The sequence below is a fragment of the Agromyces cerinus subsp. cerinus genome, assembly GCF_900142065.1.
In the GTDB taxonomy this organism is placed as follows: domain Bacteria; phylum Actinomycetota; class Actinomycetes; order Actinomycetales; family Microbacteriaceae; genus Agromyces; species Agromyces cerinus.
Genome location: NZ_FSRJ01000004.1, coordinates 596,813 through 618,449, shown reverse-complemented (window position 1 = coordinate 618,449; position 21,637 = coordinate 596,813). Strand labels below are relative to the sequence as shown.

22 protein-coding genes and 1 tRNA gene are annotated in these 21,637 nt (G+C 70.5%); 17 read left to right on the top strand and 6 right to left on the bottom strand.

All coding sequences use genetic code 11. The features are described 5' to 3' along the window. The first annotated feature begins 87 nt into the window (after positions 1–87). A complete protein-coding gene (locus tag BUR99_RS17155; protein ID WP_074261546.1) occupies positions 88–1,224 on the top strand; it encodes an epoxide hydrolase family protein in 1,137 nt (378 codons plus the stop codon). Positions 1,225–1,230: 6 nt separating this feature from the next. Here the strand turns inward: BUR99_RS17155 and BUR99_RS17150 are convergent, their stop codons facing one another. Continuing rightward, a complete protein-coding gene (locus tag BUR99_RS17150) occupies positions 1,231–2,823 on the bottom strand; it encodes a dolichyl-phosphate-mannose--protein mannosyltransferase (protein WP_143231688.1) in 1,593 nt (530 codons plus the stop codon). Between the two features lie 52 nt (positions 2,824–2,875). Here BUR99_RS17150 and rsmI point away from each other — a divergent pair, with 52 nt between their 5' ends. The 11 genes from rsmI (at position 2,876) to BUR99_RS17095 (ending at position 14,667) form a co-directional block, all read left to right on the top strand. After that, positions 2,876–3,700, top strand: a complete 825-nt coding sequence (rsmI, locus tag BUR99_RS17145; RefSeq protein ID WP_074261544.1) for a 16S rRNA (cytidine(1402)-2'-O)-methyltransferase — start codon at positions 2,876–2,878, stop codon at positions 3,698–3,700. 137 nt (positions 3,701–3,837) lie between these two features. Next, on the top strand, positions 3,838–4,950 hold the full coding sequence (locus BUR99_RS17140; protein WP_074261543.1) for an NADP-dependent oxidoreductase: 1,113 nt from the start codon (positions 3,838–3,840) through the stop codon (positions 4,948–4,950). Between the two features lie 9 nt (positions 4,951–4,959). After that, positions 4,960–6,519: a methionine--tRNA ligase gene (gene metG, locus BUR99_RS17135; RefSeq protein WP_074261542.1), complete on the top strand. Its 1,560-nt coding sequence runs from the start codon at positions 4,960–4,962 to the stop codon at positions 6,517–6,519. A 25-nt stretch (positions 6,520–6,544) separates the two neighbouring features. After that, the gene (locus BUR99_RS17130; RefSeq protein ID WP_074261541.1) at positions 6,545–7,453 is read left to right on the top strand and encodes a TatD family hydrolase; all 909 of its coding nucleotides are present in this window, start codon (positions 6,545–6,547) and stop codon (positions 7,451–7,453) included. Continuing rightward, entirely contained in the window at positions 7,450–8,322 is an 873-nt protein-coding gene (rsmA, locus tag BUR99_RS17125) for a 16S rRNA (adenine(1518)-N(6)/adenine(1519)-N(6))-dimethyltransferase RsmA (protein WP_074261540.1), read from the top strand. Before BUR99_RS17130 ends, rsmA begins: the two co-directional genes overlap by 4 nt. A 21-nt stretch (positions 8,323–8,343) precedes the next feature. Next, positions 8,344–8,946: a DUF4287 domain-containing protein gene (locus BUR99_RS17120; RefSeq protein ID WP_234980892.1), complete on the top strand. Its 603-nt coding sequence runs from the start codon at positions 8,344–8,346 to the stop codon at positions 8,944–8,946. Between the two features lie 9 nt (positions 8,947–8,955). After that, positions 8,956–9,885: a 4-(cytidine 5'-diphospho)-2-C-methyl-D-erythritol kinase gene (locus BUR99_RS17115; protein WP_074261538.1), complete on the top strand. Its 930-nt coding sequence runs from the start codon at positions 8,956–8,958 to the stop codon at positions 9,883–9,885. Between the two features lie 26 nt (positions 9,886–9,911). Further along, entirely contained in the window at positions 9,912–11,762 is a 1,851-nt protein-coding gene (locus tag BUR99_RS17110; protein WP_074261537.1) for an ABC-F family ATP-binding cassette domain-containing protein, read from the top strand. Positions 11,763–11,946: 184 nt separating this feature from the next. Beyond that, positions 11,947–12,861 carry a MetQ/NlpA family ABC transporter substrate-binding protein gene (locus tag BUR99_RS17105; RefSeq protein ID WP_074261536.1) on the top strand — a complete coding sequence of 305 codons (915 nt, stop codon included), beginning with the start codon at positions 11,947–11,949 and terminating at the stop codon, positions 12,859–12,861. Between the two features lie 118 nt (positions 12,862–12,979). Further along, entirely contained in the window at positions 12,980–14,008 is a 1,029-nt protein-coding gene (locus BUR99_RS17100) for a methionine ABC transporter ATP-binding protein (RefSeq protein WP_074261535.1), read from the top strand. Beyond that, positions 14,008–14,667 (top strand): methionine ABC transporter permease, encoded by a 660-nt coding sequence (locus BUR99_RS17095; RefSeq protein WP_056659058.1) that lies wholly within the window; start codon positions 14,008–14,010, stop codon positions 14,665–14,667. The genes BUR99_RS17100 and BUR99_RS17095 overlap by 1 nt, the downstream gene beginning before the upstream one ends. A gap of 10 nt (positions 14,668–14,677) precedes the next feature. Here BUR99_RS17095 and BUR99_RS17090 read toward each other — a convergent pair whose 3' ends face one another. Continuing rightward, positions 14,678–15,169 (bottom strand): MarR family winged helix-turn-helix transcriptional regulator, encoded by a 492-nt coding sequence (locus BUR99_RS17090; RefSeq protein ID WP_074261534.1) that lies wholly within the window; start codon positions 15,167–15,169, stop codon positions 14,678–14,680. Between the two features lie 132 nt (positions 15,170–15,301). Between BUR99_RS17090 and BUR99_RS17085 the strand changes: the two genes are divergently transcribed. The 5 genes from BUR99_RS17085 (at position 15,302) to BUR99_RS17065 (ending at position 20,099) form a co-directional block, all read left to right on the top strand. Continuing rightward, positions 15,302–15,373, top strand: a tRNA-Gln gene (locus BUR99_RS17085). 54 nt (positions 15,374–15,427) lie between these two features. Beyond that, entirely contained in the window at positions 15,428–16,870 is a 1,443-nt protein-coding gene (gene glmU, locus BUR99_RS17080; protein ID WP_074261533.1) for a bifunctional UDP-N-acetylglucosamine diphosphorylase/glucosamine-1-phosphate N-acetyltransferase GlmU, read from the top strand. A gap of 38 nt (positions 16,871–16,908) precedes the next feature. Then, on the top strand, positions 16,909–17,886 hold the full coding sequence (locus BUR99_RS17075) for a ribose-phosphate diphosphokinase (protein ID WP_074261532.1): 978 nt from the start codon (positions 16,909–16,911) through the stop codon (positions 17,884–17,886). A gap of 8 nt (positions 17,887–17,894) precedes the next feature. After that, positions 17,895–19,595 carry a long-chain-fatty-acid--CoA ligase gene (locus BUR99_RS17070; protein WP_074261531.1) on the top strand — a complete coding sequence of 567 codons (1,701 nt, stop codon included), beginning with the start codon at positions 17,895–17,897 and terminating at the stop codon, positions 19,593–19,595. 9 nt (positions 19,596–19,604) lie between these two features. Continuing rightward, positions 19,605–20,099 carry a hypothetical protein gene (locus BUR99_RS17065; RefSeq protein ID WP_074261530.1) on the top strand — a complete coding sequence of 165 codons (495 nt, stop codon included), beginning with the start codon at positions 19,605–19,607 and terminating at the stop codon, positions 20,097–20,099. Positions 20,100–20,121: 22 nt separating this feature from the next. Here the strand turns inward: BUR99_RS17065 and BUR99_RS17060 are convergent, their stop codons facing one another. The 4 genes from BUR99_RS17060 to BUR99_RS17045 all read right to left on the bottom strand — a co-directional run bounded on the left by BUR99_RS17060 (position 20,122) and on the right by BUR99_RS17045 (position 21,636). Continuing rightward, on the bottom strand, positions 20,122–20,475 hold the full coding sequence (locus BUR99_RS17060) for a VOC family protein (RefSeq protein WP_074261529.1): 354 nt from the start codon (positions 20,473–20,475) through the stop codon (positions 20,122–20,124). 85 nt (positions 20,476–20,560) lie between these two features. After that, complete coding sequence (locus tag BUR99_RS17055) at positions 20,561–20,929, bottom strand: hypothetical protein (protein ID WP_074261528.1); 369 nt, start codon at positions 20,927–20,929, stop codon at positions 20,561–20,563. Then, positions 20,926–21,264, bottom strand: coding sequence for a DUF202 domain-containing protein (locus BUR99_RS17050; protein WP_074261527.1), 339 nt, complete (start codon positions 21,262–21,264; stop codon positions 20,926–20,928). Before BUR99_RS17050 ends, BUR99_RS17055 begins: the two co-directional genes overlap by 4 nt. Positions 21,265–21,282: 18 nt before the next feature. Beyond that, complete coding sequence (locus BUR99_RS17045; protein ID WP_074261663.1) at positions 21,283–21,636, bottom strand: YidH family protein; 354 nt, start codon at positions 21,634–21,636, stop codon at positions 21,283–21,285. Position 21,637 lies beyond the last annotated feature (1 nt).

The following is a 21,637-nucleotide window of genomic DNA, read 5'->3' as shown; positions in this document are numbered from 1 at the left end:
GCCCGACGGCTGTTCGACGCCGGTCACCGGCGCCCGTGCGGTCGGCGCCCGCGGCGTGTCGTCGGGGGTCGGCGGTAACGTCGCCGCATGGAGCCGTTCACGGTCGACCTCGCCGACGACGTGCTCGTCGACCTTCGTCATCGCATCGCCCGCCGCCGGCTGCCCCGGCCGACGCCGGGAGCCCAGTGGTCGGCCGGCACCGATCCCGCCGAACTCGAACGCCTGCTCGCCTACTGGGGCGACGCGTTCGACTGGCGCTCGATCGAGCGTCGGCTGAACGCCGTGCCGCAGTTCACCGCCGACATCGGCGGCGGCCGCGTGCACTTCGCCTGGATCCGGGCGGAGCGCCGGCACCCCGCGCCGGTGCCGATCATCCTCAGCCACGGCTGGCCGTACACGTTCGCCGAGATGCTGCCGATCGTGCCGTACCTCGTCGACCCCGAGGGCCACGGCGGCGGGCCGGGCGACGCGTTCGACGTGGTCGTCCCGTCATTGCCGGGCTTCGGATTCTCAGAGGCGCCGGGCGAAGCGCGCTTCGTGGCGAACGAGATCGCCGAGCGGTGGCACGCGCTCATGCACGACGTGCTCGGTTACGAGCGCTATGCGAGCTACGGCGAAGACGTGGGCACCTGGATCAGCGACTGGACGGCGGCGCTGCACCCGGAGTCGGTGCTCGGCCTCTTCGCGACGCATGCCGCGTTCCCCTCGGCCGAGCGGCGCGACGATCCCACCGAGGAGGAGATCGGGTTCCGCGCCCGGCTCGATGCGAAGTGGCTCGGGGAGTCCGCCTACAGCGAGCTGCAGTCGACGAAGCCCGACACGCTCGCCGCGGCGCTGAACGATTCGCCGGCGGGCCTCGCCGCATGGCTGGTCGAGAAGTTCCGCACCTGGAGCGGCGGCGACGACGCGTACCGGGCGGCGTGGAGCGACGACGACGTGCTCACGACGATCACCCTCTACTGGGCGACGCGGAGCATCGGCACGTCGTTCCGCGCGTATTTCGACGACCGATTCGACACCGCGCCGATGCCGCTCGTCGAGGTGCCGGTGGGCGTGGCCGTGCAGTACGGCGAACGCGGGTTCCCGCAGAGCTGGGCCGCTCGCACCTACCGCGACATCCGCGCCTGGCAGCAACTGCCGAGCGGCGGGCACTTCACGGTCAAGCAATCACCCGAGCTCGTCGCCACGGCCATGCGGGAGTTCTTCCGACCGCTCCGCGAGTGAGACGAGTCAGCCCCAGCTCGGCAGCCAGAAGTGCAGTTGCCGGAACGTCGGCGGGAGGGGCATGCCCGACCAGATCGGGAAGAAGAACGCCGAGACGGCCAGCACGAACACGAGGAAGACGACGACGACGGCGATGCCGCGCTCGCGTCGCCAGCGCGGATCGTCACGGCCTCCGAGCACGAGCCCGATCACGAAGACGAGCGCGAGCAGCATGTACGGCTCGAACGCGATCGAATAGAACTGGAACACCGTGCGGTTCAGGTAGCCGAGCCACGGCAGGTAGCCCGCAGCGAGCCCCACCAGGATCAGTCCGACCTGCCATTCGCGATACCGCACGAGCCGGTAGACGAGGTAGAAGCACGCCGCAGCTGCGGCCCACCAGATGAGCGGGTTGCCGATCTCGATGATCGACGACCAGCACTCGTCGGCACCGCAGCCGGCAGCACCGTCGTCGCCCGAGGAGAAGTACATGTTCGTCGGGCGGATCATGAAGAGCCAGGTGAGCGGATTCGACTGCCACGGATGGGGGCTGTGCACACCGACGTGGTAGCCGTAGGCGGCCTCGTGATAGTGCCAGAGGCTCTGCAGGGCGAGCGGAACCCAGGAGAACGCCCCGGTCGCGGCGTTGCCCGCCTCTTCGGCCCAGTGCCGGTAGTAGCCGCCGTCGGTCACGAGCCAGCCCGTCCACGATGCGAGGTAGACGACTGCGGCGACGGGCACGAGGAGCAGGAACGTGACCGGCCCCTGCTTCAGGATCGATCCGGTCAGCCAGAACGGCACTCCGGCGCGACGGCGGGCGACGGCGTCGACGACGACGAGGTAGATGCCGAACGCGGCGAGGAACCAGAGGCCCGACCACTTCACCGCCGTCGCCGCGCCGAACGCGGCACCTGCGGCGATCACCCAGGGGCGGGCCCAGAGCGCCGGCCCGTAGTGCGGCTCGAGCCCCCAGTCGCGTGCGGCGTCGAGCCGCTCCTCCAACATGCGGGCCGATCGGTCGCGGTCGAGCAGCACGAACCAGAAGCCGAGCAGCGTGAAGAACATGACCCAGTTGTCGAGCAGGGCGACGCGCGACATCACGATCGCGTTGCCGTCGATCGCGAACAGCAGGCCGGCGATGACGGCGAGGATCGTCGAGGCGAAGAGGCGGCGGGCGATGACCGTGATCAGGAAGACCGCGATCGTGCCCGCGAGCGCGGTCGAAGCGCGCCACCAGAAGGCGTCGCCGGCGCCGAACGCTGCCATGCCGAGCGAGATCATCCACTTGCCGAGCGGAGGGTGCACGACGTACGTGGCGGCATCGTTGAAGACGTCGGTGTCGCCGGCCGCGAAGTCGGCGTCGGCGCCCTCGGGCCAGGTCGACTCGTAGCCGTTGTGGAGGAGCGTCCACGCGTCCTTCACGTAATAGGTCTCGTCGAAGACGATCGCCTGCGGGTGGCCGAGATTCCAGAACCGCAGCACGGCGGCGATGAGCGTGACGAGGATCGGGCCGCCCCAGTACCAGAGCGTTCGGCGGCGGGGCGTCGAGAGCACCCGGGCCCACCACTGGTCGAGCCGGGTGCCCCGGCGCTCCTCGACCGGATCCGGCTCCACTCCCATGCGCCCAACCCTAAACGAGTCCGACCGAGCGGCGGGTGTCATGCTTGAGACCATGATCATCCTCGCGGCGACGCCCATCGGCAATCTCGGCGACGCGTCGGCCCGACTTCGCGACGCCCTCGAGTCGGCGACCGTCATCGCGTCGGAGGACACCCGGGTGACGCAGCGACTGCTCGCCGGCCTCGGCATCGAGAATCGTCCGAAGCTCATCGCCCTGCACGAGCACAACGAGCGGCAGAAGGCGGCGGAGCTCGTCGAACTCGCCCGCGACACCGACCTGCTGGTGCTGAGCGACGCCGGCATGCCGACCGTGTCCGACCCCGGATTCCCGCTCGTCGCGGCGGCGGCGGACGCAGGTGTCGAGGTCACCGCACTGCCCGGGCCGTCGGCCGTGATCACCGCGCTCGCCGTCTCCGGGCTGCCGACCGACCGGTTCGCCTTCGAGGGCTTCCTGCCGCGCAAGGCGGGGGAGCGCAGCCGTCGCCTGGCAGAGCTCGCGGGCGACCGCCGCACGCTGCTGTTCTTCGAGGGGCCGTCACGGCTCGCCGCGAGCCTCGCCGCGCTCGCCGAGGCGTTCGGCGCCGACCGGCCGGCAGCCGTCTGCCGCGAACTCACGAAGATGTACGAGGAGGTGCGTCGCGGCCCGCTCGGCGAACTCGCGACGTGGGCCGAGGGCGGGGTGCGCGGCGAGATCGTGGTCGTGGTCGGCGGCGCCGCCGCACAGGAGGCGAACCCCGAGAACGCGCTCGCGCGAGTGCTCGAGCTCGCGGCATCCGGCACCCGGTTGAAGGATGCCGCGGCCCTCGTCGCCGCGGAGAGCGGGCTGAGCACGCGCGATCTCTACGAGGCGGCACTGCAGGCGCGCAAGCGAGGCTGACGCGGCGCGAACGCGAGGCTGACGCGGGTAGCGCGACCGACCGCCTACCGGCAGCGGGCGCACCGTGTCCAGCCCTGTCGGAATCCTGCCGGCAGGCGGAGAATGGCACTATCCGTAGAGCGGTGGAGGTGTGCGAGATGACTCACGATCCGACCCACGACCTGGCTCACGTCGTCCGGTTCTCCGAGCATGGCGGACCCGAGGTGCTCGAGGTCGTCGAAGAGCCGATGCCGGTGCCCGGAGCGGGCGAGGTGCTCGTCGCGGTGTTCGCGACCGGGCTGAACCCGGTCGAGAGCGCGATCCGGCGCGGCGACCACCCCGAGCGCTGGCCCGTGAGCTTCCCCTCGCTGCAGGGCCGGGACCTCGCGGGGGTCGTCGCCGCGGCCGGCCCCGGCGTCTCGTCGTTCTCGCACGGCGACGAGGTCATGGGGTTCGTCGATCGAGGCGCCCACGCGACCCATGTCGTCGTGCCCGAGGCGCAGTTGCTGACGAAGCCGCCCGAGCTCACCTGGGAGGTGGCGGGCTCGCTGTACGTCGCGGGCACGACCGCGTGGACGGCCGTCGAGGGGCTCGCGCTGACGCCCTCCGACACCGTCGTCATCACTGCGGCAGCGGGCGGGGTCGGATGCCTCGCCGCCCAGTTCGCCCGCATGCGGGGAGCCACCGTGATCGGCACGAGCATCGAGACGCGGTTCGACTTCCTGCGGCAGTTCGGGGTGCTGCCCGTCGAGTACGGGCCCGACCTCGCCGAGCGCGTGCGGCCGGTCGCTCCGGGACCGATCACCGGCTTCCTCGACTTCCTCGGCGGGGAGACCGATGCGGCGATCGCGCTCGGAGTGCCGCGATCGCGGATCCTCACCGTGCTCGACTGGGACGCCGTAGAGGATGAAGAGGCGGTCAAGCTCTACGCCGGCGACGTCGTGGCACTCGGTCGCGTCGCCGCCCTCGTGGCCGCGCGACGCGCACGGCTGCCGATCGCCGACGTCTTCCCGCTCGAATCCGTCGCCGACGCCTATCGGGCGCTCGACCGGCGCGAGGCGCCCGGCAAGATCGTGCTCGGCATGCGCATCGTCGACTACCCGGGGCAGAAGGTGCACGAGCCCGCGATCAAGGAGCAGGACGTGACGCTCGGCGTGGCGACCCCGCACCAGCACATGGAGGTGGAGGAGGCGGTTCCCCCCGCCATCCTCGACGGGAGCGTTCGCCGCCGGCGGCGTAACCGGGACTCCGGGACATCCGCTCGCCCGTAGGATTGGGGAATGGCCGACGGCTCCTCGTTCTATATCACCACGCCCATTTTCTACGTGAATGACGTGCCCCACATCGGGCACGCCTACACGGAGGTCGCTGCCGACGTGCTCGCGCGCTGGCACCGCCAGGCGGGCGACGACACCTGGATGCTCACCGGCACCGACGAGCACGGCCAGAAGATCCTGCGCACCGCGACCGCCAACGGCGTGACGCCCAAGGAGTGGGCCGACAAGCTCGTCGCCGAGGCGTGGGTCCCGCTGCTCGAGACGGTCGGCATCGCCAACGACGACTTCATCCGCACCACCGAGGAGCGGCACGAGCGGAACGTGCAGAAGTTCCTGCAGAAGCTCTACGACGACGGCCACATCTACACCGGCGAGTACGAGGGCTACTACTGCGTCGGCTGCGAGGAGTACAAGCAGCCGTCCGACCTCGTCGCAGGCACGGGGGAGTACGAGGGCCAGCAGGTCTGCGCGATCCACTCGAAGCCCGTCGAGCTGCTGCACGAGAAGAACTACTTCTTCCGCATGTCGGCGTTCGCCGACAAGCTGCTCGCGCTCTACGAGGAGCGCCCCGACTTCGTCCAGCCCGAGTCCGCCCGCAACGAGGCCGTCTCGTTCGTGAAGTCGGGCCTCGCCGACCTCTCGATCTCGCGGTCGACGTTCGACTGGGGCGTGAAGGTGCCGTGGGACGAGTCGCACGTGGTCTACGTGTGGTTCGACGCGCTGCTGAACTACATCACCGCGGTCGGCTACGGGCAGGACGACGAGGAGTTCGCACGTCGCTGGCCCGCCCAGCACGTGATCGGAAAAGACATCCTGCGCTTCCACGCCGTGATCTGGCCGGCCATGCTCATGGCCGCCGGGCTCGAGGTGCCGAAGGGTGTGTTCGGCCACGGCTGGCTGCTCGTCGGCGGCGAGAAGATGTCGAAGTCGAAGCTTACGGGCATCGCCCCCGAGCAGATCACCGAGACCTTCGGCTCCGACGCGTTCCGCTACTACTTCCTGCGCGCGATCGCGTTCGGTCAAGACGGCTCGTTCTCGTGGGAGGACCTCGCGGCGCGCTACCAGGCCGAGCTCGCGAACGGCTTCGGCAACCTCGCCTCGCGCGTCGTGGCCATGATCAACCGCTACTGCGAGGGCGCCGTGCCCACCGCGGGCACGCTGACGGCCGCCGACATCGAGATCGCGGCCATCGAGCGCCGGGCGACGGATGCCTCGTGGGAGGCCATCGACCGCCTCGCGATCCACGAGGCCATCGGCGCCGCGTGGGAGCTCGTCGACGCCCTCAACGGCTACCTCACGATCGAGGAGCCGTGGAGCCTCGCGAAGGACCCGGAACAGCGCGACCGGCTCGAGACGGTGCTCGCCACGGCGTACCACGGCCTCGGCACGCTCGCCGTGCTGCTCTCGCCGGTGCTGCCCGTCGCGACCGCCAAGCTCTGGACCGCGCTCGGCGCCCCCGGCACCGTGCAGGAGCAGCGCATCGACCGCGCCCACGAGTGGACGACGGGCACGCAGGTCACCCCGCTCGAGGGGCTCTTCCCGCGTGTCGAGGTCGCCGAATGACGATGCGGTTCGAAGCAGCGGCGGCGTGAGCGACCCCTCGCCCGCACACCTCCGCACCCGCTCCGACGGCGGTCGTGCCGCCGAGTACCCGCCGGCGCCCGAGCCGCTGCCCGTGGCCGTCTACGACAACCACACGCACCTCGAGATCGCCGACGGCGCGCTGCCGCTGGACGTGCACGAGCACCTCGAGCGGGCGGCATCCGTCGGCATCGCCGGGGCAGTGCAGGTCGGCACGGATGTCGCGACGTCGCGCTGGTCGGCCGAGGTGGCCGCGCTCGAGCCGCGGCTCCTCGCCGCGGTCGCGCTGCACCCGAACGAGGCGCCCGAGCTCGAGGCATCCGGAACGCTCGACGAAGCGCTCGCCGTGATCGACGAGCTCGCCGCCCGCCCGCGGGTGCGGGCGATCGGCGAGACCGGGCTCGACTTCTTCCGCACCGGCGAAGACGGGCGCGGCGCGCAGTTCCGCTCCTTCGAGGCCCACATCGACATCGCGAAGCGGCACGGCCTCGCCCTGCAGATCCACGATCGCGACGCGCACGACGACGTCGTCGCGACCCTGCGCAGGGTCGGGGCGCCCGAGCGCACGGTGTTCCACTGCTTCTCGGGCGGCGAGGAGCTCGCCCGACTCGCCGCCGACGAGGGCTGGTACCTCTCGTTCGCCGGCAACGTGACGTTCAAGAACGCCGAGAACCTCCGCGAGGCGCTGCGGGTCGCGCCGCGCGACCGCATCCTCGTCGAGACGGATGCCCCGTACCTCACGCCCGTGCCGCTCCGCGGCCGCCCGAACGCGCCGTACCTCGTGCCGCACACGGTGCGATTCATGGCCGAGGTGCTGGGGGTCGACCTCGCCGAGTTCTGCGAACAGCTCGCGGCGAACACCGTGGCGGTGTACGGCTCGTGGCAGGATGAGCCCGTGACGGGGGCGAAGGCGTGAACGCGCATCGGCATGCGGCAGAGGGCGCCGAGACGGCGCCGCGCCTCCTCGGGCCGGCGGAGATCCGCGATCTCGCCGAGCTCCTCGACGTCACGCCGACGAAGAAGCTCGGCCAGAACTTCGTGCACGACGCGAACACCGTACGCCGTATCGTGCAGACCGCGGGCGTGCAGTCGGGCGAGACGGTGCTCGAGATCGGGCCGGGCCTCGGCTCGCTGACCCTCGGACTGCTCGAGGCCGGGGCATCCGTCATCGCCGTCGAGATCGACAAGCGGCTCGCCGCCCAGTTGCCGCATACCGCCGGCATCATGCAGCCCGGCACCTCGCTCACGGTCGTGACCGAAGACGCCCTGCGGGTCACCGAACTGCCCGGCGAACCGGTGCGACTGGTCGCGAACCTGCCGTACAACATCTCGGTGCCGGTGCTGCTGCACCTGCTCGAGCACTTCGACTCGCTGCAGTCGGGCATCGTGATGGTGCAGGCCGAGGTCGGGTACCGGCTCGCCGCCGAACCCGGCTCGAAGGTCTACGGCGCCCCGAGCGTCAAGGCCGCCTGGTACGGCGACTGGCGCACCGCCGGACAGGTCTCGCGCATGGTCTTCTGGCCGGTGCCGAACGTCGACTCCGTGCTCGTCGGCTTCGAGCGAACGGATGCCCCCGGCACCGAGGCCGAGCGTGTCGCCACGTTCGCCCTGGTCGACGCCGCCTTCCAGCAGCGGCGCAAGATGCTGCGCCAGTCGCTCTCGACGGTGCTCGGCGGCGGTTCGGCTCAGGCGACCGCAGTGCTCGAGGCAGCAGGAGTGGACCCGCAGGAGCGCGGCGAGCAACTCACGGTCGCCGACTTCCTCCGCATCGCCCGCGCGGCCTGATCACGCGCTAGCGTGGGTGCCGTGGGGGAGCAGGACACGGGGAAGCAGGACACGCGCACGCACGGCACGGGGAGCCGGGGCGTCGGCGGCAACGCCGACGGCATCGGCGACGGCGCGGTGCTCGACGCAACGGGCCGGTCGCGTGACGAGTGGTTCGCGCTGCTCGACGAAGCCGGCGCCACGGGGTGGAAGCACCAGGCGATCGCGAGCTGGCTCGTGACCGAGCACGGGGTCGACTCGTGGTGGGCGCAGGGCGTCACCGTCGGGTACGAGCAGGCACGCGGCATCCGGTTGCCCGGCCAGCGGCAGGACGGCACCTTCGAGGTGAGCGTCACGCGCACGATCGCCGGCGACGTGGAGCCGGCGCTGCGCGCACTCGCGGCGGTGGTCACCGCACAGACCGGTGTCGAGCCGCTCGCACTGAACCTCGGGGCGAAGTACCCGACCGCTCGCTTCCCGCTCGACGGCGGCGAGTTCCTGCTCGCCTCGGCGTCGGCGCGTGGTGCAGGCAAGACCTCGATCGGTCTCGTGCGCGGGCGCATGGCGCACGGCGACGACCTCGCGGGTGCGAAGCAGACCCTGCGCAGCTGGCTGGGCGACGTGACCGTCGATGCGGTCGGTTAGCGTGGAACCATGACGATCGCGGCGACCGACGAGGCAGTGCACGTTCGGGCACCCGGCAAGATCAACCTCTTCATGCGGGTCGGCGGTGTGCAGCCCGACGGCTATCACGACGTCGCCACGGCGTACCAGGCCGTCTCGCTGTACGAAGACGTGCGCGCCTGGCCCGCCGACGAGTTCAGCGTGGCGTTCGGCGGCAGCATCGACACCTCCGGGCTTCCGACCGATCGCTCGAACCTCGCCATCAAGGCCGCGAAGCTGCTCGCGCGCACCGCGGGCGTGCCCGGCGGCGTGCACCTCGAGATCGACAAGCACGTGCCGATCGCGGGCGGCATGGGCGGCGGCTCCGCGGATGCCGCGGCGACGCTCGTCGCATGCGACGCCCTCTGGGGCACGGCCCTCGCGAAGGAGGAGCTGCACGCGCTCGCCGCCAAGCTCGGCGCCGACGTGCCCTTCGCGCTCTCGGGCGGCACGGCGATCGGCACGGGGCGCGGCGACCAGCTGAGCCCGGCGCTCGCGACCGGATCGTTCCACTGGGTGCTCGCGGTCGCCGAGTTCGGGCTGTCGACGCCCGCCGTCTACCAGGAACTCGACCGCCAGCGGGCGTCGCGACTCGGACTCGTCTCCGACGAGCCGCCGATCGTCGACGCCGCGGTGCTGCAGGCGCTTCGGGCCGGCGATGCCCATCGCCTCGCGGAATCGCTGCACAACGACCTCGAGGCGGCGGCACTCAGCCTCGCTCCGGGGCTCGGCGGCATCCTCGAGCTCGGCACCGCGCACGGCGCGCTCGCCGGCCTCGTCTCAGGGTCGGGCCCGACGGTCGCGTTCCTCGTCGGCGACACCGACTCCGCGCTCGAACTGCAGGTCGCCCTCTCGGCAGCGCGCCTGCACGCCGTGCACGTGCACGGGGCGGTGCACGGGGCGCGCATCATCTCGGGCTGAGCAACTGCAAGTAGGCTCGGGGGGACATGGCACATCTTCTGGGCGCCGAGCGCCTGCACCTCGAATTCCCGACGCGCGTCGTCTTCGACGAGGTGACCCTCGGCATCGACGAGGGCGACCGCATCGGCGTCGTCGGCCGCAACGGCGACGGCAAGTCCACGCTGCTGAAGCTCCTCGACGGCCGGCTCACGGCCGATGGCGGGCGAGTGACGCACCGACGCGGCATCCGCATCGGCACGCTCGACCAGTCCGATGTCGTCGATCCCGGCAAGACCGTCGCCGAGTTCGTCGTGGGCGGCATCGAAGAGCACGTCTGGGCGGGCGACGCGAAGGTGCGCGACGTCATCGCGGGCCTGCTCGGCGATGTGCCGTGGCACGGCCAGATCGCGAGCCTCTCGGGCGGACAGCGCCGCCGCGTCGGTCTCGCGGCCCTGCTCGTCGGCGACTGGGACGTCGTCTTCCTCGACGAGCCCACGAACCACCTCGACGTCGAGGGCATCGCCTGGCTCGCCGGGCATCTCAAGCGCCGCTGGCCCGCCGACTCCGGCGCGCTCGTCGTCGTGACCCACGACCGCTGGTTCCTCGACGAGGTCTGCACCGCCACGTGGGAGGTGCACGACGGCATCGTCGAGCCCTTCGAAGGCGGCTACGCGGCTTACGTGCTGCAGCGCGTCGAGCGCGACCGCTCCGCCGCGGCATCCGAGGCGAAGCGCCAGAACCTCATGCGCAAAGAACTGGCGTGGCTGCGCCGCGGCCCGCCCGCGCGCACCTCGAAGCCCAAGTTCCGCATCGACGCGGCGAACGAGCTCATCGCCAACGAGCCGCCGATCCGCAACAAGGTCGAGCTCGACCGGCTCGCGGTCTCGCGCCTCGGCAAGGACGTCGTGGACCTCATCGACGTGTCGGTGCAGTTCCCCATGACCGACCCCGTGACGGGCGAGCCGGCGACGCGCACGGTGCTGCACGACGTCGAATGGCGCATCGCGCCCGGCGAGCGCACCGGCATCCTCGGCGTCAACGGCGCCGGCAAGTCGACGCTGCTCGGGCTCGTGACGGGTGCCGTCGAACCGACGAGCGGCCGCGTCAAGCGCGGCAAGACGGTGCGCATCGCGACGCTCAGCCAGGAGCTGAACGAGCTGACCGAGTGGGCCGACTCGCGGGTCTCCGCGGTCGTCGCCGAGCAGCGATCGAGCTACCAGGTCGGCGACAAGGAGATGACGCCCGGGCAGCTGCTCGAGCGACTCGGCTTCACGACCGCGCAGCTGTCGACCCCCGTGAAGAACCTCTCGGGCGGTCAGAAGCGCCGCCTGCAGCTCCTGCTCATCCTGCTGCAGGAACCGAACGTGCTCATCCTCGACGAGCCGACGAACGACCTCGACACCGACATGCTCGCCGCCATCGAGGACCTGCTCGACTCGTGGCCCGGCACCCTGCTCGTCGTCTCGCACGACCGGTACCTCATCGAGCGCGTCACCGACCGCCAGTTCGCGATCCTCGACGGGCACCTGCGCGATCTCCCGCGCGGCGTCGAGCAGTACCTCGAACTGCGCAGGGCATCGGATGCCGCGGCCACTGCGGCACCGGGTGCGTCGACGACTCCGCAGCCCGCTGCAGCCGCGAAGTCGTCGACCGGGGGAGCTGCGGCCTCGCTCGCGGGCGCCGACCGACGCAATGCCGAGAAGGAGCTCGCCTCGATCGACCGCAAGCTCGAAAAGCTGTCGGTCCAGATCGCGGCGCTGCACGAGAAGCTCGCGGTGCACGACCAGGGCGACTACGTCGGCCTGACGGCGCTCGGCGACTCGCTGCGCGAGCTCGAGGCATCCGTCGCCGACCTCGAAACCCGCTGGCTCGAAGTATCCGAGTCGTTGGAGTCGTAATCTCGCAGATGCTGTGACGCACTGTGACCCTGGCGTCGAGCAGGCAAAGAATCTTCGCTTAGCGTTGGTGGTGCACCCGCGATCGCGGCATCGAAGCCCCCACCGTCAACCACGTGTGGCGGAGCCATGCCTGCTCCACGCCAACAGCACCCGATCGCGTGCTCCACAGCGAAAGGGAACCACCATGTCACGTCAGCACCTGTCCTCACGTCGGACCAAGCTCATCGCCGCACTCGCCGCAGTGCCGCTCGTCTTCGGCCTCGCCTCCTGCGCCGCTCCGGCCGCCGGCGAGGGCGACGCAGCGAACGAGGTCGTCAAGATCGGCGTCGTCGGCAAGGGCGATGCGCAGTGGGCCGCCTTCGAAGAGGCCGCAGCCGACGCGGGCATCGAGATCGAGCTCGTCGACTTCTCGGACTACGCCCAGCCGAACCCGGCGACGACCGAGGGCGAGCTCGACCTGAACCAGTTCCAGCACATCGTCTACCTCGCCGACTACAACGTGTCGGCCGGTGAAGACCTCGCGCCCATCGGCTCGACCGCGATCTACCCGCTCGGGCTCTACTCCACCAAGTACGACTCGGTGAAGGACATCCCCAAGGGCGAGACCGTCGCCGTGCCGAACGACGCCTCGAACCAGGCGCGGGCGCTGCTCGTGCTGCAGTCGGCCGGCCTCATCGAGCTGAAGAGCGGCGGCACGATCTTCTCCGACCTCGCCGACGTCGACGAGTCGGCGTCGAAGGTCAAGGTCACTGCGCTCGAGGCCTCGCTCACGCCCACGTCGCTGCCCGACGTGGCCGCGGCCGTCATCAACAACGACTACGTCGCCGACGCCGGCCTCAGCTTCGAGGACGCGATCGCCCAGGACGACCCCACCGACCCGAACGCGCTGCCCTACGTCAACATCTTCGCGACCCGCGCCGAAGACAAGGACAACGCGACCTACCTGAAGCTCGTCGAGATCTTCCAGACCGACCCCGAGGTGCAGGCCGGCCTCCTCGAGGCTTCAGGGGGCACCGGCGTCCCGGTGCAGACCTCCGTCGCCGATCTCGAGAAGTCGCTCGCCAAGGTCGAGACCGACACCGAGTCGTTCGAGGGCTGATCTCCCCGAGTTCCGACCGGAGCGATCCGGGTCAACTCATGCGATCGACCACCCGCTGACGGGCGGCGGGCACCGAGACCGGTGCCCGTCGCCCGGTTCGGCGTTGAAGGAGAACACCATGGCGCTCGTCGCCCTGCGCAACGTCACCAAGACGTACCCGGCACCCGAGAAGGGCGCCCCGCCCGTCGTCGCGATCGACGGCGTGACCCTCGAGGTCGAACCCGGTGACGTGTACGGCATCATCGGCTACTCGGGCGCCGGCAAATCCACGCTCGTGCGGCTCGTGAACGCGCTCGAACCCGCCACCTCCGGCTCGATCGAGGTCGACGGTCGCGAGATCACGACCATGCCCGAACGCGAGCTCCGCGGCATCCGGCTCGGCATCGGCATGATCTTCCAGCAGTTCAACCTCTTCAACTCGAAGACGGTCTGGGCCAACATCGCCTACCCGCTCACCGTCGCGGGCGCCTCGAAGAGCGAGATCGCGGCCCGCGTCGCCGAATTGCTCGAATTCGTCGGCCTCACCGACAAGGCGAAGAACTACCCCGACCAGCTCTCGGGCGGGCAGAAACAGCGTGTCGGCATCGCCCGTGCGCTCGCGACCTCGCCGCGGCTGCTGCTCGCCGACGAGGCGACGAGTGCGCTCGACCCCGAGACGACGCAGGAGGTGCTCGCGCTCCTGAAACGCGTGAACCGCGAGTTCGGGGTCACCATCATCGTCATCACCCACGAGATGGACGTCATCCAGTCGATCGCCACGAAGGTCGCGGTCATGGACGGCGGCCGCGTGATCGAGCACGGCGACGTGTTCGACGTGTTCTCGAATCCGCAGAACCCGTCGTCGCAGCGCTTCGTCGGGACCGTGGTCAAGGGCATTCCGTCACGGACGGAGCTCGCCGTGCTGCGGGAACGCCACGATGGCCGCATCGTGACGATCTCGTTCCGCGACGGCGACGCCTCGCAAGCCGCGGTCTTCGTCGCGCTCGCGACCGCCGGCGTCGAGTTCGAGCTCGTCTACGGCGGCATCAACGACATCCAGGGCCGGGCGTTCGGTCACCTCACGCTCGCGATCAGGGGCGCGGATGCCGCGGTCGACGCGGTGCTCGCCGAGATTTCCTCCCGCGTCGACGTGACGGAGGTGTCGTGATGGATCGCCTGTTCGAACTCGGCTCCGAGTTCTGGGTCGCCGCGGCCGAGACGCTCTACATGGTCGCGGCCACGCTCGTCATCGGCGGGTTCTTCGGGCTTCTGCTCGGCGTGGTGCTCTACTCCACGCGACCCGGAAGCCTGCTGTCCAACCGAGCGGTCTTCAACATCGTGAACGTGGTCATCAACTTCTTCCGGCCGATCCCGTTCATCATCTTCATCGCCGCGGTGCAGCCGTTCGCCCGCTACGTGATCGGCACCGGAATCGGCAACGACGCACTCATCTTCTCGCTGTCGATCGCCTCGTCGTTCGCGATCGCGCGGATCGTCGAGCAGAACCTCGTCACGGTCTCGCCCGGCGTCGTCGAGGCGGCGAAGGCGATGGGCGCCGGGCCGCTGCGCATCCTCCGCACCGTCGTGATCCCCGAGGCGCTCGGTCCGCTCATCCTCGGCTACACCTTCGTGCTCGTGGCGATCGTCGACATGACGGCGATGGCGGGCTTCATCGGCGGCGGCGGTCTGGGAAACTTCGCGCTCGTCTACGGGTATCGGCAGTACGAGCCGGCCATCACGTGGGCGGCGCTGCTGATCATCGTGATCTTCGTGCAGAGCCTGCAGTTCCTCGGGAACTGGCTCGCCCGCAAGGTCATGCGGCGCTAGTTGTACCCGCTCAGTCGAACCCGAGGCTGAGCTTGCGCAGCAGCCCGGCGAGCCGTTTCTGCTCCGCGGTCGGGAGGCTGCGGAGCAGCTCGGTCTCGGCGTCGACGAGACGCGTGATCGCCGCGTCGACCCGGGTGAGCCCTGCCGCGGTCATCTCGACGAGGATGCCGCGCCCGTCGTTCGGGTCGGTCTGCCGGTTCACGAGCCCACGCTCGACGAGCCGGTCGATGCGGTTCGTCATCGTGCCGCTCGAGACGAGCGTCTGCTGCAGGAGTTGCTTGGGGGAGAGTCGGTAGGGGGCGCCAGCGCGGCGGAGCGCGGAGAGCACATCGAACTCCGACGACTCGAGCTCCGACCGGGTGAACGCCTGCCGGCGCGCGCGGTCGAGGTGCTTCGAGAGCCGCGCCACGCGCGAGAGCACCTGCAGCGGCGAGAAATCGAGGTCGGGGCGCTCGCGTTCCCAGTCGTCGACGATCCGGTCGACCTCGTCAGCATCGGTCATTCCGTCATTATCCCGTGACCGGGGCGAGCGTCGTCGCAGATGTCGTCGGATGCCTCGACGCGCCGGCCGGCTCAGGAGCCGCGGCCGGGTCATGGCAGACTGGTTGTCGCGCGCGGGCGAGGCCGCGAGCGATCCGCCATAGTGTAACGGCAGCACGGCAGCCTTTGGAGCTGTTCGGTCCAGGTTCGAATCCTGGTGGCGGAGCCGGAACGGCCGCCCGATCGATCCCACAGACCGCACCGTTAGGAATACGCGCGAATGACTGACCAGAACCTCGCCATCATCGTCCTCGCCGCGGGCCAGGGCACGCGCATGAAGTCCGCGGTGCCCAAGCTGCTGCACCCGCTCGCCGGGGCCCCGATCGTCGCGCACGTGCTCGCCACCGCGCGGGCGCTCGACGCCGTGCACGTCGTCGCCGTCGTGCGCCACGAGCGCGACCTCGTCGCCACGGTGGTCGAACGCGAGCTGCCGGGCACGATCATCGTCGATCAAGACGAGATCCCGGGCACCGGCCGTGCGGTGGAGCAGGCGCTCGCCGCGCTCCCCGACGGTTTCGACGGCGAGGTGCTCGTGCTCAACGGCGACGTGCCGCTCCTGAACGCCGACACGCTGGCCGCCTTCCTCGAGCAGCACCGGGCGGATGCCGCCGAGGCATCCGTGCTCTCGGCCGTCTACGACGACCCCACCGGCTACGGCCGCGTCGTGCGCGACGCGGCGGGGCTCTTCGACCGCATCGTCGAGCAGAAGGACGCGAGCGACGACGAGCGCGCCATCGCCGAGATCAACGCGGGCATCTACGCGTTCGGTGCAGCGGCGCTCCGCGACCAGCTCGCGAACCTGACGACCGACAACGCGCAGGGCGAGAAGTATCTCACCGACGTGATCGGCCTGCTGCGTGCCGCCGGCTCCGAGGTCGAGGCCGTTCCCGTGTCCGAGCCGTGGCTCGTCGCGGGCATCAACGACCGTGCGCAGCTCTCCGAGACCGCAGCTCGCCTGAACGCGCTCATCGTGCGGGGCTGGCAGCTGAACGGCGTCACGATCGAAGACCCCGCGACGACCTGGATCGACCTCGCCGTGCGCATCGAGCCCGACGTCACGATCCGCCCCGGCACGCAGCTGAAGGGCGCGACCTTCATCGCCACCGGCGCGATCGTCGGCCCCGACACGACGCTCATCGATTGCGAGATCGGCGAGAACGCCGAGGTCAAGCGCACCGACGCCACCCTCGCGGTGGTCGGCGCCGGGGCGACGGTCGGACCGTTCTCGTTCCTCCGCCCGGGCACGGTGCTCGGCGCCGACGGCAAGATCGGCGCCTTCGTCGAGACGAAGAACGCGAACATCGGCGAAGGCAGCAAGGTGCCGCACCTCAGTTACATCGGCGACACCACGATCGGCGAGCACTCGAACGTCGGCGCAGGCTCGATCACGGCCAACTACGACGGCGTGAACAAGCACCGCACCGAGATCGGCTCGCATGTGCGCACCGGCTCGCACGGCGTCTTCGTCGCGCCCGTTAGGATTGGGGACGGCGTCTACACGGGCGCCGGCACGGTCGTCCGCAAGGAAGTCCCCGCCGGAGCACTCGCCGTGAATGTGGCGCCGCAACGCAATATCGAGGGATGGGTCCAGACGCATCGAGCCGGTTCCGCGGCTGCTGAGGCAGCTGCCGCCGCCGATGCCGCGGGCCCCGCTGCCGACTGACGCACCGGCTGAGGCGGGTGGAGAGGACACACCGAGACATGTCGGGAATCGAGACCACCGGTTCGAAACGCCTCGTACTCGTGTCGGGGCGGGCGCACCCGTCGCTGGCCAATGAGATCGCCGCCGAGCTCGGCGCCGATCTCGTGCCGACCGATGCGCGCACCTTCGCCAACGGCGAGATCTACGCCCGCTACGACGAGAGCGTGCGCGGCTCCGACGCATTCGTGATCCAGTCGCACACCTCGCCCATCAACGAGTGGCTCATGGAGCAGCTCATCATGATCGACGCGCTGAAGCGCGCGTCGGCCAAGCGCATCACGGTCGTGGCGCCGTTCTATCCCTACGCCAGGCAAGACAAGAAGGGCCGCGGCCGAGAGCCGATCTCGGCACGCCTCGTCGCCGACCTCTTCAAGGCCGCCGGTGCCGACCGCATCATGTCCATCGATCTGCACGCCGCGCAGATCCAGGGCTTCTTCGACGGCCCCGTCGACCACCTCTTCGCGATGCCCGTGCTGCTCGAGGAGTTCAAGAACTCCCTCGACCCGTCGACGCTCGCCGTCGTCTCGCCCGACATGGGCCGCGTGCGCGTCGCCGACATCTGGAGCGACAAGCTCGGCGCACCCCTCGCGATCATCCACAAGCGGCGCGACCCGCTCGTGCCGAACCAGGTCTCGGTGCACGAGATCGTCGGTGACGTGAGCGGCCGCGTCTGCCTCCTCGTCGACGACCTCATCGACACGGGGCGCACGATCGTGAAGGCCGCGGAGGCGCTGAAGGCCAACGGCGCCATCGGCGTCGTCGTCGCGGCGACGCACGCGGTCTTCTCCGACCCCGCGACCGAGATCCTGCAGTCCGACGTCATCGACCGCGTCGTGGTCACCGACACGCTGCCGATCCCCGAAGAGAAGCGCTGGGACCGCCTCACGGTGCTGCCCATCGCCCCGCTGCTCGCCCGGGCCATCCACGAGGTCTTCGAAGACGGCTCGGTCACGAGCATGTTCGACGGCGCGGCATAGGCCGGACGATGGCGATCACGACACCGCGCCCCTGGCTCTCGAGCTACGCCGCGGGGGTGCCGACCGACCTTCCGGCCGAGTCGGGCTCGCTCGCCGACCTGATCCGCGCGTCGGCCGAGACGTACCCCGACAACGTCGCGCTCGAGTTCTTCGGCCGCACCACGAGCTACGGCGAGCTCGGCGAGCAGATCGAGCGCGCGGCAGAGGGGCTGCGGCTCCTCGGCGTGCAGAAGGGCGACCCGGTCGCCCTCGTGCTGCCGAACTGCCCCCAGCACATCGTCGCGTTCTACGCGGTGCTGCGGCTGGGCGCGATCGTCGTCGAGCACAACCCGCTCTACACGCCGCGTGAACTCCGGCACCAGTTCGAAGACCACGGCGCTCGCGTCGTCATCGCCTGGAACAACGTCGTCGAGACCATCCAGGAGTTCCCGCCGGATGTCGCGGTGCAGACGATCATCTCGGTCGACGTGACCCGGGCCATGCCCTTCTCGATGCGTGCGATGCTGCGCCTGCCGATCGCGAAGGCCCGCGAGTCCCGCGCCGCCCTCACCGCAGCGGTGCGCGGCACGACACCGTGGGAGAAGATCGTCGGCGCCGAGCCGATCGAGGAGCGCATCATCGGCCCCGAGGTCTCCGACGTGGCCGTGATCCAGTACACGAGCGGCACGACCGGCAGCCCGAAGGGCGCCACGCTCACGCACGGCAACCTCGTCGCGAACGCCGCCCAGGCGCGCGCCTGGGTGCCCGAGATCGAACGCGGCACCTCGGTCGTCTACGCGGTGCTGCCGATGTTCCACGCGTACGGGCTCACGCTCTGCCTCACCTTCGCGATGAGCATGGGCGCCCGGCTCGTGCTGTTCCCGAAGTTCGATCCCGATCTCGTGCTGAAGGTCGTGAAGCGGCATCCGCCGACGTTCCTTCCCGCCGTGCCGCCCATCTACGACCGGCTCACCAAGGCCGCGGTCGCCGAGGGCGTCTCGCTCGACGGCATCCGCATCGCGATCTCGGGGGCCATGCCGCTCTCGGCCGCCGTCGTGGAGCCATGGGAGGCCCAGACCGGCGGGTACCTCGTCGAGGGCTACGGCCTCTCGGAGTGCTCGCCCGTGCTCATGGCGAACCCGGTCGCACCGAACCGCAAGGCCGGCACGGTCGGCCTGCCGCTGCCGTCGACCGAGGTGCGCGTCGTCGATCCCGAGTCACCCGACACCGACGTGGCGACGGGCGCCGAGGGCGAACTCATCGTGCGCGGCCCGCAGGTGTTCTCGGGCTACTGGAAGAAGCCCGAAGAGACCGAGGCGGTCTTCGTGCCCGCGACCGACGGCGGCGCCGACTGGTACCGCACCGGCGACATCGTCTCGATCGACGACGAGGGCTTCGTGAGCATCGTCGACCGCATCAAGGAGCTCATCATCACGGGCGGCTTCAACGTCGCACCGAGCGAGGTCGAGCAGGCGCTGCGCGCCCATGCCGACGTCGAGGAGGCCGCAGTCGTGGGCCTGCCCGACGAGCACTCGGGCGAGCAGGTCGTCGCGGTGGTCGTGCTGCGCGACGGCGCCACCCTCGACGAGGCGGCGCTGCGCGACTTCGTGCGCGACGGACTCACGCCCTACAAGGTGCCCAAGCGAATCGTGCAGGCCGACGAACTGCCGAAGTCGCTCATCGGCAAGGTGCTGCGCCGCGAGGTGCGCAACGGCCTGCTGAACGGCTGAGTCGGCACCGTGTCGTTCCTCTCAGCCGAGACCGCCCGCGCGCTCGCCGAACTCGTCGGCCTCGACGCGCTGCACGGGGACGCCGCTGACGACGAGACGGATGCCTCGCCGCTCGAGCGGCTCCGCGGCATCCGCTCGCTCGTCGCCGCGCTCGAGGCCGACCCGGCATCGCTTTCGGCGGTGCGCGAGGCGCTCGACGCCGGGCGCACCTGGGACGAGATCGCGGATGCCGCGGGCCTCAGCGCCTCGGCGGCGAAGTACCGCTGGGCGGGCGACGACGCCGAGATCGAGGCGCGGCACGAGGCGAGCCGCAAGCGCAAGCGCGAACGGCCGTCGAGCGTGCCGACCGAGCTGCCCGGCCGCTCGGTCTCCGAGGCCGCGGCGAAGCTCGGCGTGACGCCGCAGGCGATCTACCAGCGGGTCACGCGCGGCCTGCTCCGCGCCGAGACGGTCGAACTCGCCGACGGCCGGAAGTACAAGCGGGTCTTCCTGCCCGAGGAGTGAGCCGGGCGAGCGGCCGCAGCCCTCAGCCGACCGGTTCGAGGAACTCGAGCCGGTTGCCGTGGCAGTCCTCGCTGTAGAAGCGACGCATGCCAGGGAAGTCGTCGTCGAACCGCGCGGGGTACCCCGCGTTGCGCAGCCGGTCGGCCCAGTCGTCGAGATCGGTGACGAGGAGTCCGGGGTGCGCCTTCGTCGCCGGGCGGAAGTCGGGGTCGACGCCCAGGTGCAGTTCGATGCCGTGGCCGCGGAACCAGCACCCGCCTCGACCGGCGAGCACCGGGGGCTTCTCGAGCTCGGTGAACCCGAGCACGCCGGCGTAGAAGTCGCGCAGCTCGGCTTCGCGGCCCGGGGGACAGGCGAGTTGGACGTGGTGCAGCATTTCGCGCCTCCAAAGTCTCTTGATATCAAGATACCTTGCGTCGCGGGTCCGGCGCCATCGCGCACGCGTGCGACGGCCGATCGCCTCAGGCGTCGCGTTCGTCGGGGTCGATCGGGCGGGGTGCTCCGGGCAGCAGCCCCAGCTCGGCGATGAGGGTCTCCGTTCCGTTCTCGCCGACCGAGAAGCACTGCCAGCCCGGCCCGCCGCGGGCGAAGAGGTCGAACGAGACGCGGGCGCCCGCGGCATCCGAGTCGAACTGGGCCGTGTAGACCGCGCACGAGCGCTGCGCCGCCGACTGGGCGGTGCCGAATACCGAGAGCACGACGGGCAGGAGCATGGCGCAGAGCGCCACGAGCACCGTGATGCGGATGGCTCGCCGCCGACGTTCGCCGAAGACGGGGCCGTGGGAGTCGTCGTCGTCGGCACCCTGCAGTTCGGGATGCGGTTCGCTCATACTGCGCCCTCGACGAAGATCGAGGCGATGCCGCCGACGCTCGCGAGCAGGGTCGCGGCCGCGACGCCCACGAGCGCGCCGCGCGGCGGCGTGATGACAAGCCGCTGCCCGGCGAGCTGGCGGCGTCGCACCGTGCCGATCGCGACAGCGGCGCCGGATGCCGCGAACAGCACGACGCCGACGGCGACGAGCAGCGGCTGCCCCGCCACGAACCCCGCCCGCATCGAGAGCAGCGCGTTGACCGCGAGCGCGAGTGCCGTGCGACTCCACGCGAGCGCGGTGCGCTCGGGCTGGAGCCCGGGGTCACCGGTCGCGGGAACGCTGTACGCGGCCATGTCAGTCGTTCATCGTCATCAGGCCACGAGGAGCAGCACCACGAGCACGGCGCTCGTCAGGAGGCACACCGCAGCGAGTGCGGGCAGCACCCAGCTGAACGGGAGGGGACGGCCGTTCCGGATCGCGATCTCGTTGGCGCGCCAGCGCGTGTACGACACGACGCTGAGCACGGCAGCGACCACGCCGAGCCCTGTCGAGAGCAGCGTCACGACGAGTCGCGGATCGAGCTCCGTCGCGAACTGGTGCAGCAGCACGCCGCCCGCGAGGAGCGCGAGCGCCGTGCGGATCCACGCGAGGAAGGTGCGTTCGTTGGCGAGGGTGAACCGGTAGTCGGGTTCCTCGCCCTCGCCGCGCCATTTCGGGTCGCGCATG

Excerpts from the sequence above, each read along its gene's own strand:
- BUR99_RS17095 (WP_056659058.1), top strand. The coding sequence starts at position 14,008 with ATGGATCGCCTGTTCGAACTCGGCTCCGAGTTCTGGGTCGCCGCGGCC.
- BUR99_RS17070 (WP_074261531.1), top strand. The coding sequence starts at position 17,895 with ATGGCGATCACGACACCGCGCCCCTGGCTCTCGAGCTACGCCGCGGGG.
- BUR99_RS17100 (WP_074261535.1), top strand. The coding sequence starts at position 12,980 with ATGGCGCTCGTCGCCCTGCGCAACGTCACCAAGACGTACCCGGCACCC.
- BUR99_RS17110 (WP_074261537.1), top strand. The coding sequence starts at position 9,912 with ATGGCACATCTTCTGGGCGCCGAGCGCCTGCACCTCGAATTCCCGACG.
- BUR99_RS17105 (WP_074261536.1), top strand. The coding sequence starts at position 11,947 with ATGTCACGTCAGCACCTGTCCTCACGTCGGACCAAGCTCATCGCCGCA.
- BUR99_RS17140 (WP_074261543.1), top strand. The coding sequence starts at position 3,838 with ATGACTCACGATCCGACCCACGACCTGGCTCACGTCGTCCGGTTCTCC.
- BUR99_RS17045 (WP_074261663.1), bottom strand. The coding sequence starts at position 21,636 with ATGCGCGACCCGAAATGGCGCGGCGAGGGCGAGGAACCCGACTACCGG.
- BUR99_RS17090 (WP_074261534.1), bottom strand. The coding sequence starts at position 15,169 with ATGACCGATGCTGACGAGGTCGACCGGATCGTCGACGACTGGGAACGC.
- glmU (WP_074261533.1), top strand. The coding sequence starts at position 15,428 with ATGACTGACCAGAACCTCGCCATCATCGTCCTCGCCGCGGGCCAGGGC.
- BUR99_RS17150 (WP_143231688.1), bottom strand. The coding sequence starts at position 2,823 with ATGGGAGTGGAGCCGGATCCGGTCGAGGAGCGCCGGGGCACCCGGCTC.
- BUR99_RS17115 (WP_074261538.1), top strand. The coding sequence starts at position 8,956 with ATGACGATCGCGGCGACCGACGAGGCAGTGCACGTTCGGGCACCCGGC.
- BUR99_RS17050 (WP_074261527.1), bottom strand. The coding sequence starts at position 21,264 with ATGGCCGCGTACAGCGTTCCCGCGACCGGTGACCCCGGGCTCCAGCCC.
- BUR99_RS17060 (WP_074261529.1), bottom strand. The coding sequence starts at position 20,475 with ATGCTGCACCACGTCCAACTCGCCTGTCCCCCGGGCCGCGAAGCCGAG.
- BUR99_RS17055 (WP_074261528.1), bottom strand. The coding sequence starts at position 20,929 with ATGAGCGAACCGCATCCCGAACTGCAGGGTGCCGACGACGACGACTCC.
- BUR99_RS17075 (WP_074261532.1), top strand. The coding sequence starts at position 16,909 with ATGTCGGGAATCGAGACCACCGGTTCGAAACGCCTCGTACTCGTGTCG.
- BUR99_RS17155 (WP_074261546.1), top strand. The coding sequence starts at position 88 with ATGGAGCCGTTCACGGTCGACCTCGCCGACGACGTGCTCGTCGACCTT.
- rsmI (WP_074261544.1), top strand. The coding sequence starts at position 2,876 with ATGATCATCCTCGCGGCGACGCCCATCGGCAATCTCGGCGACGCGTCG.
- metG (WP_074261542.1), top strand. The coding sequence starts at position 4,960 with ATGGCCGACGGCTCCTCGTTCTATATCACCACGCCCATTTTCTACGTG.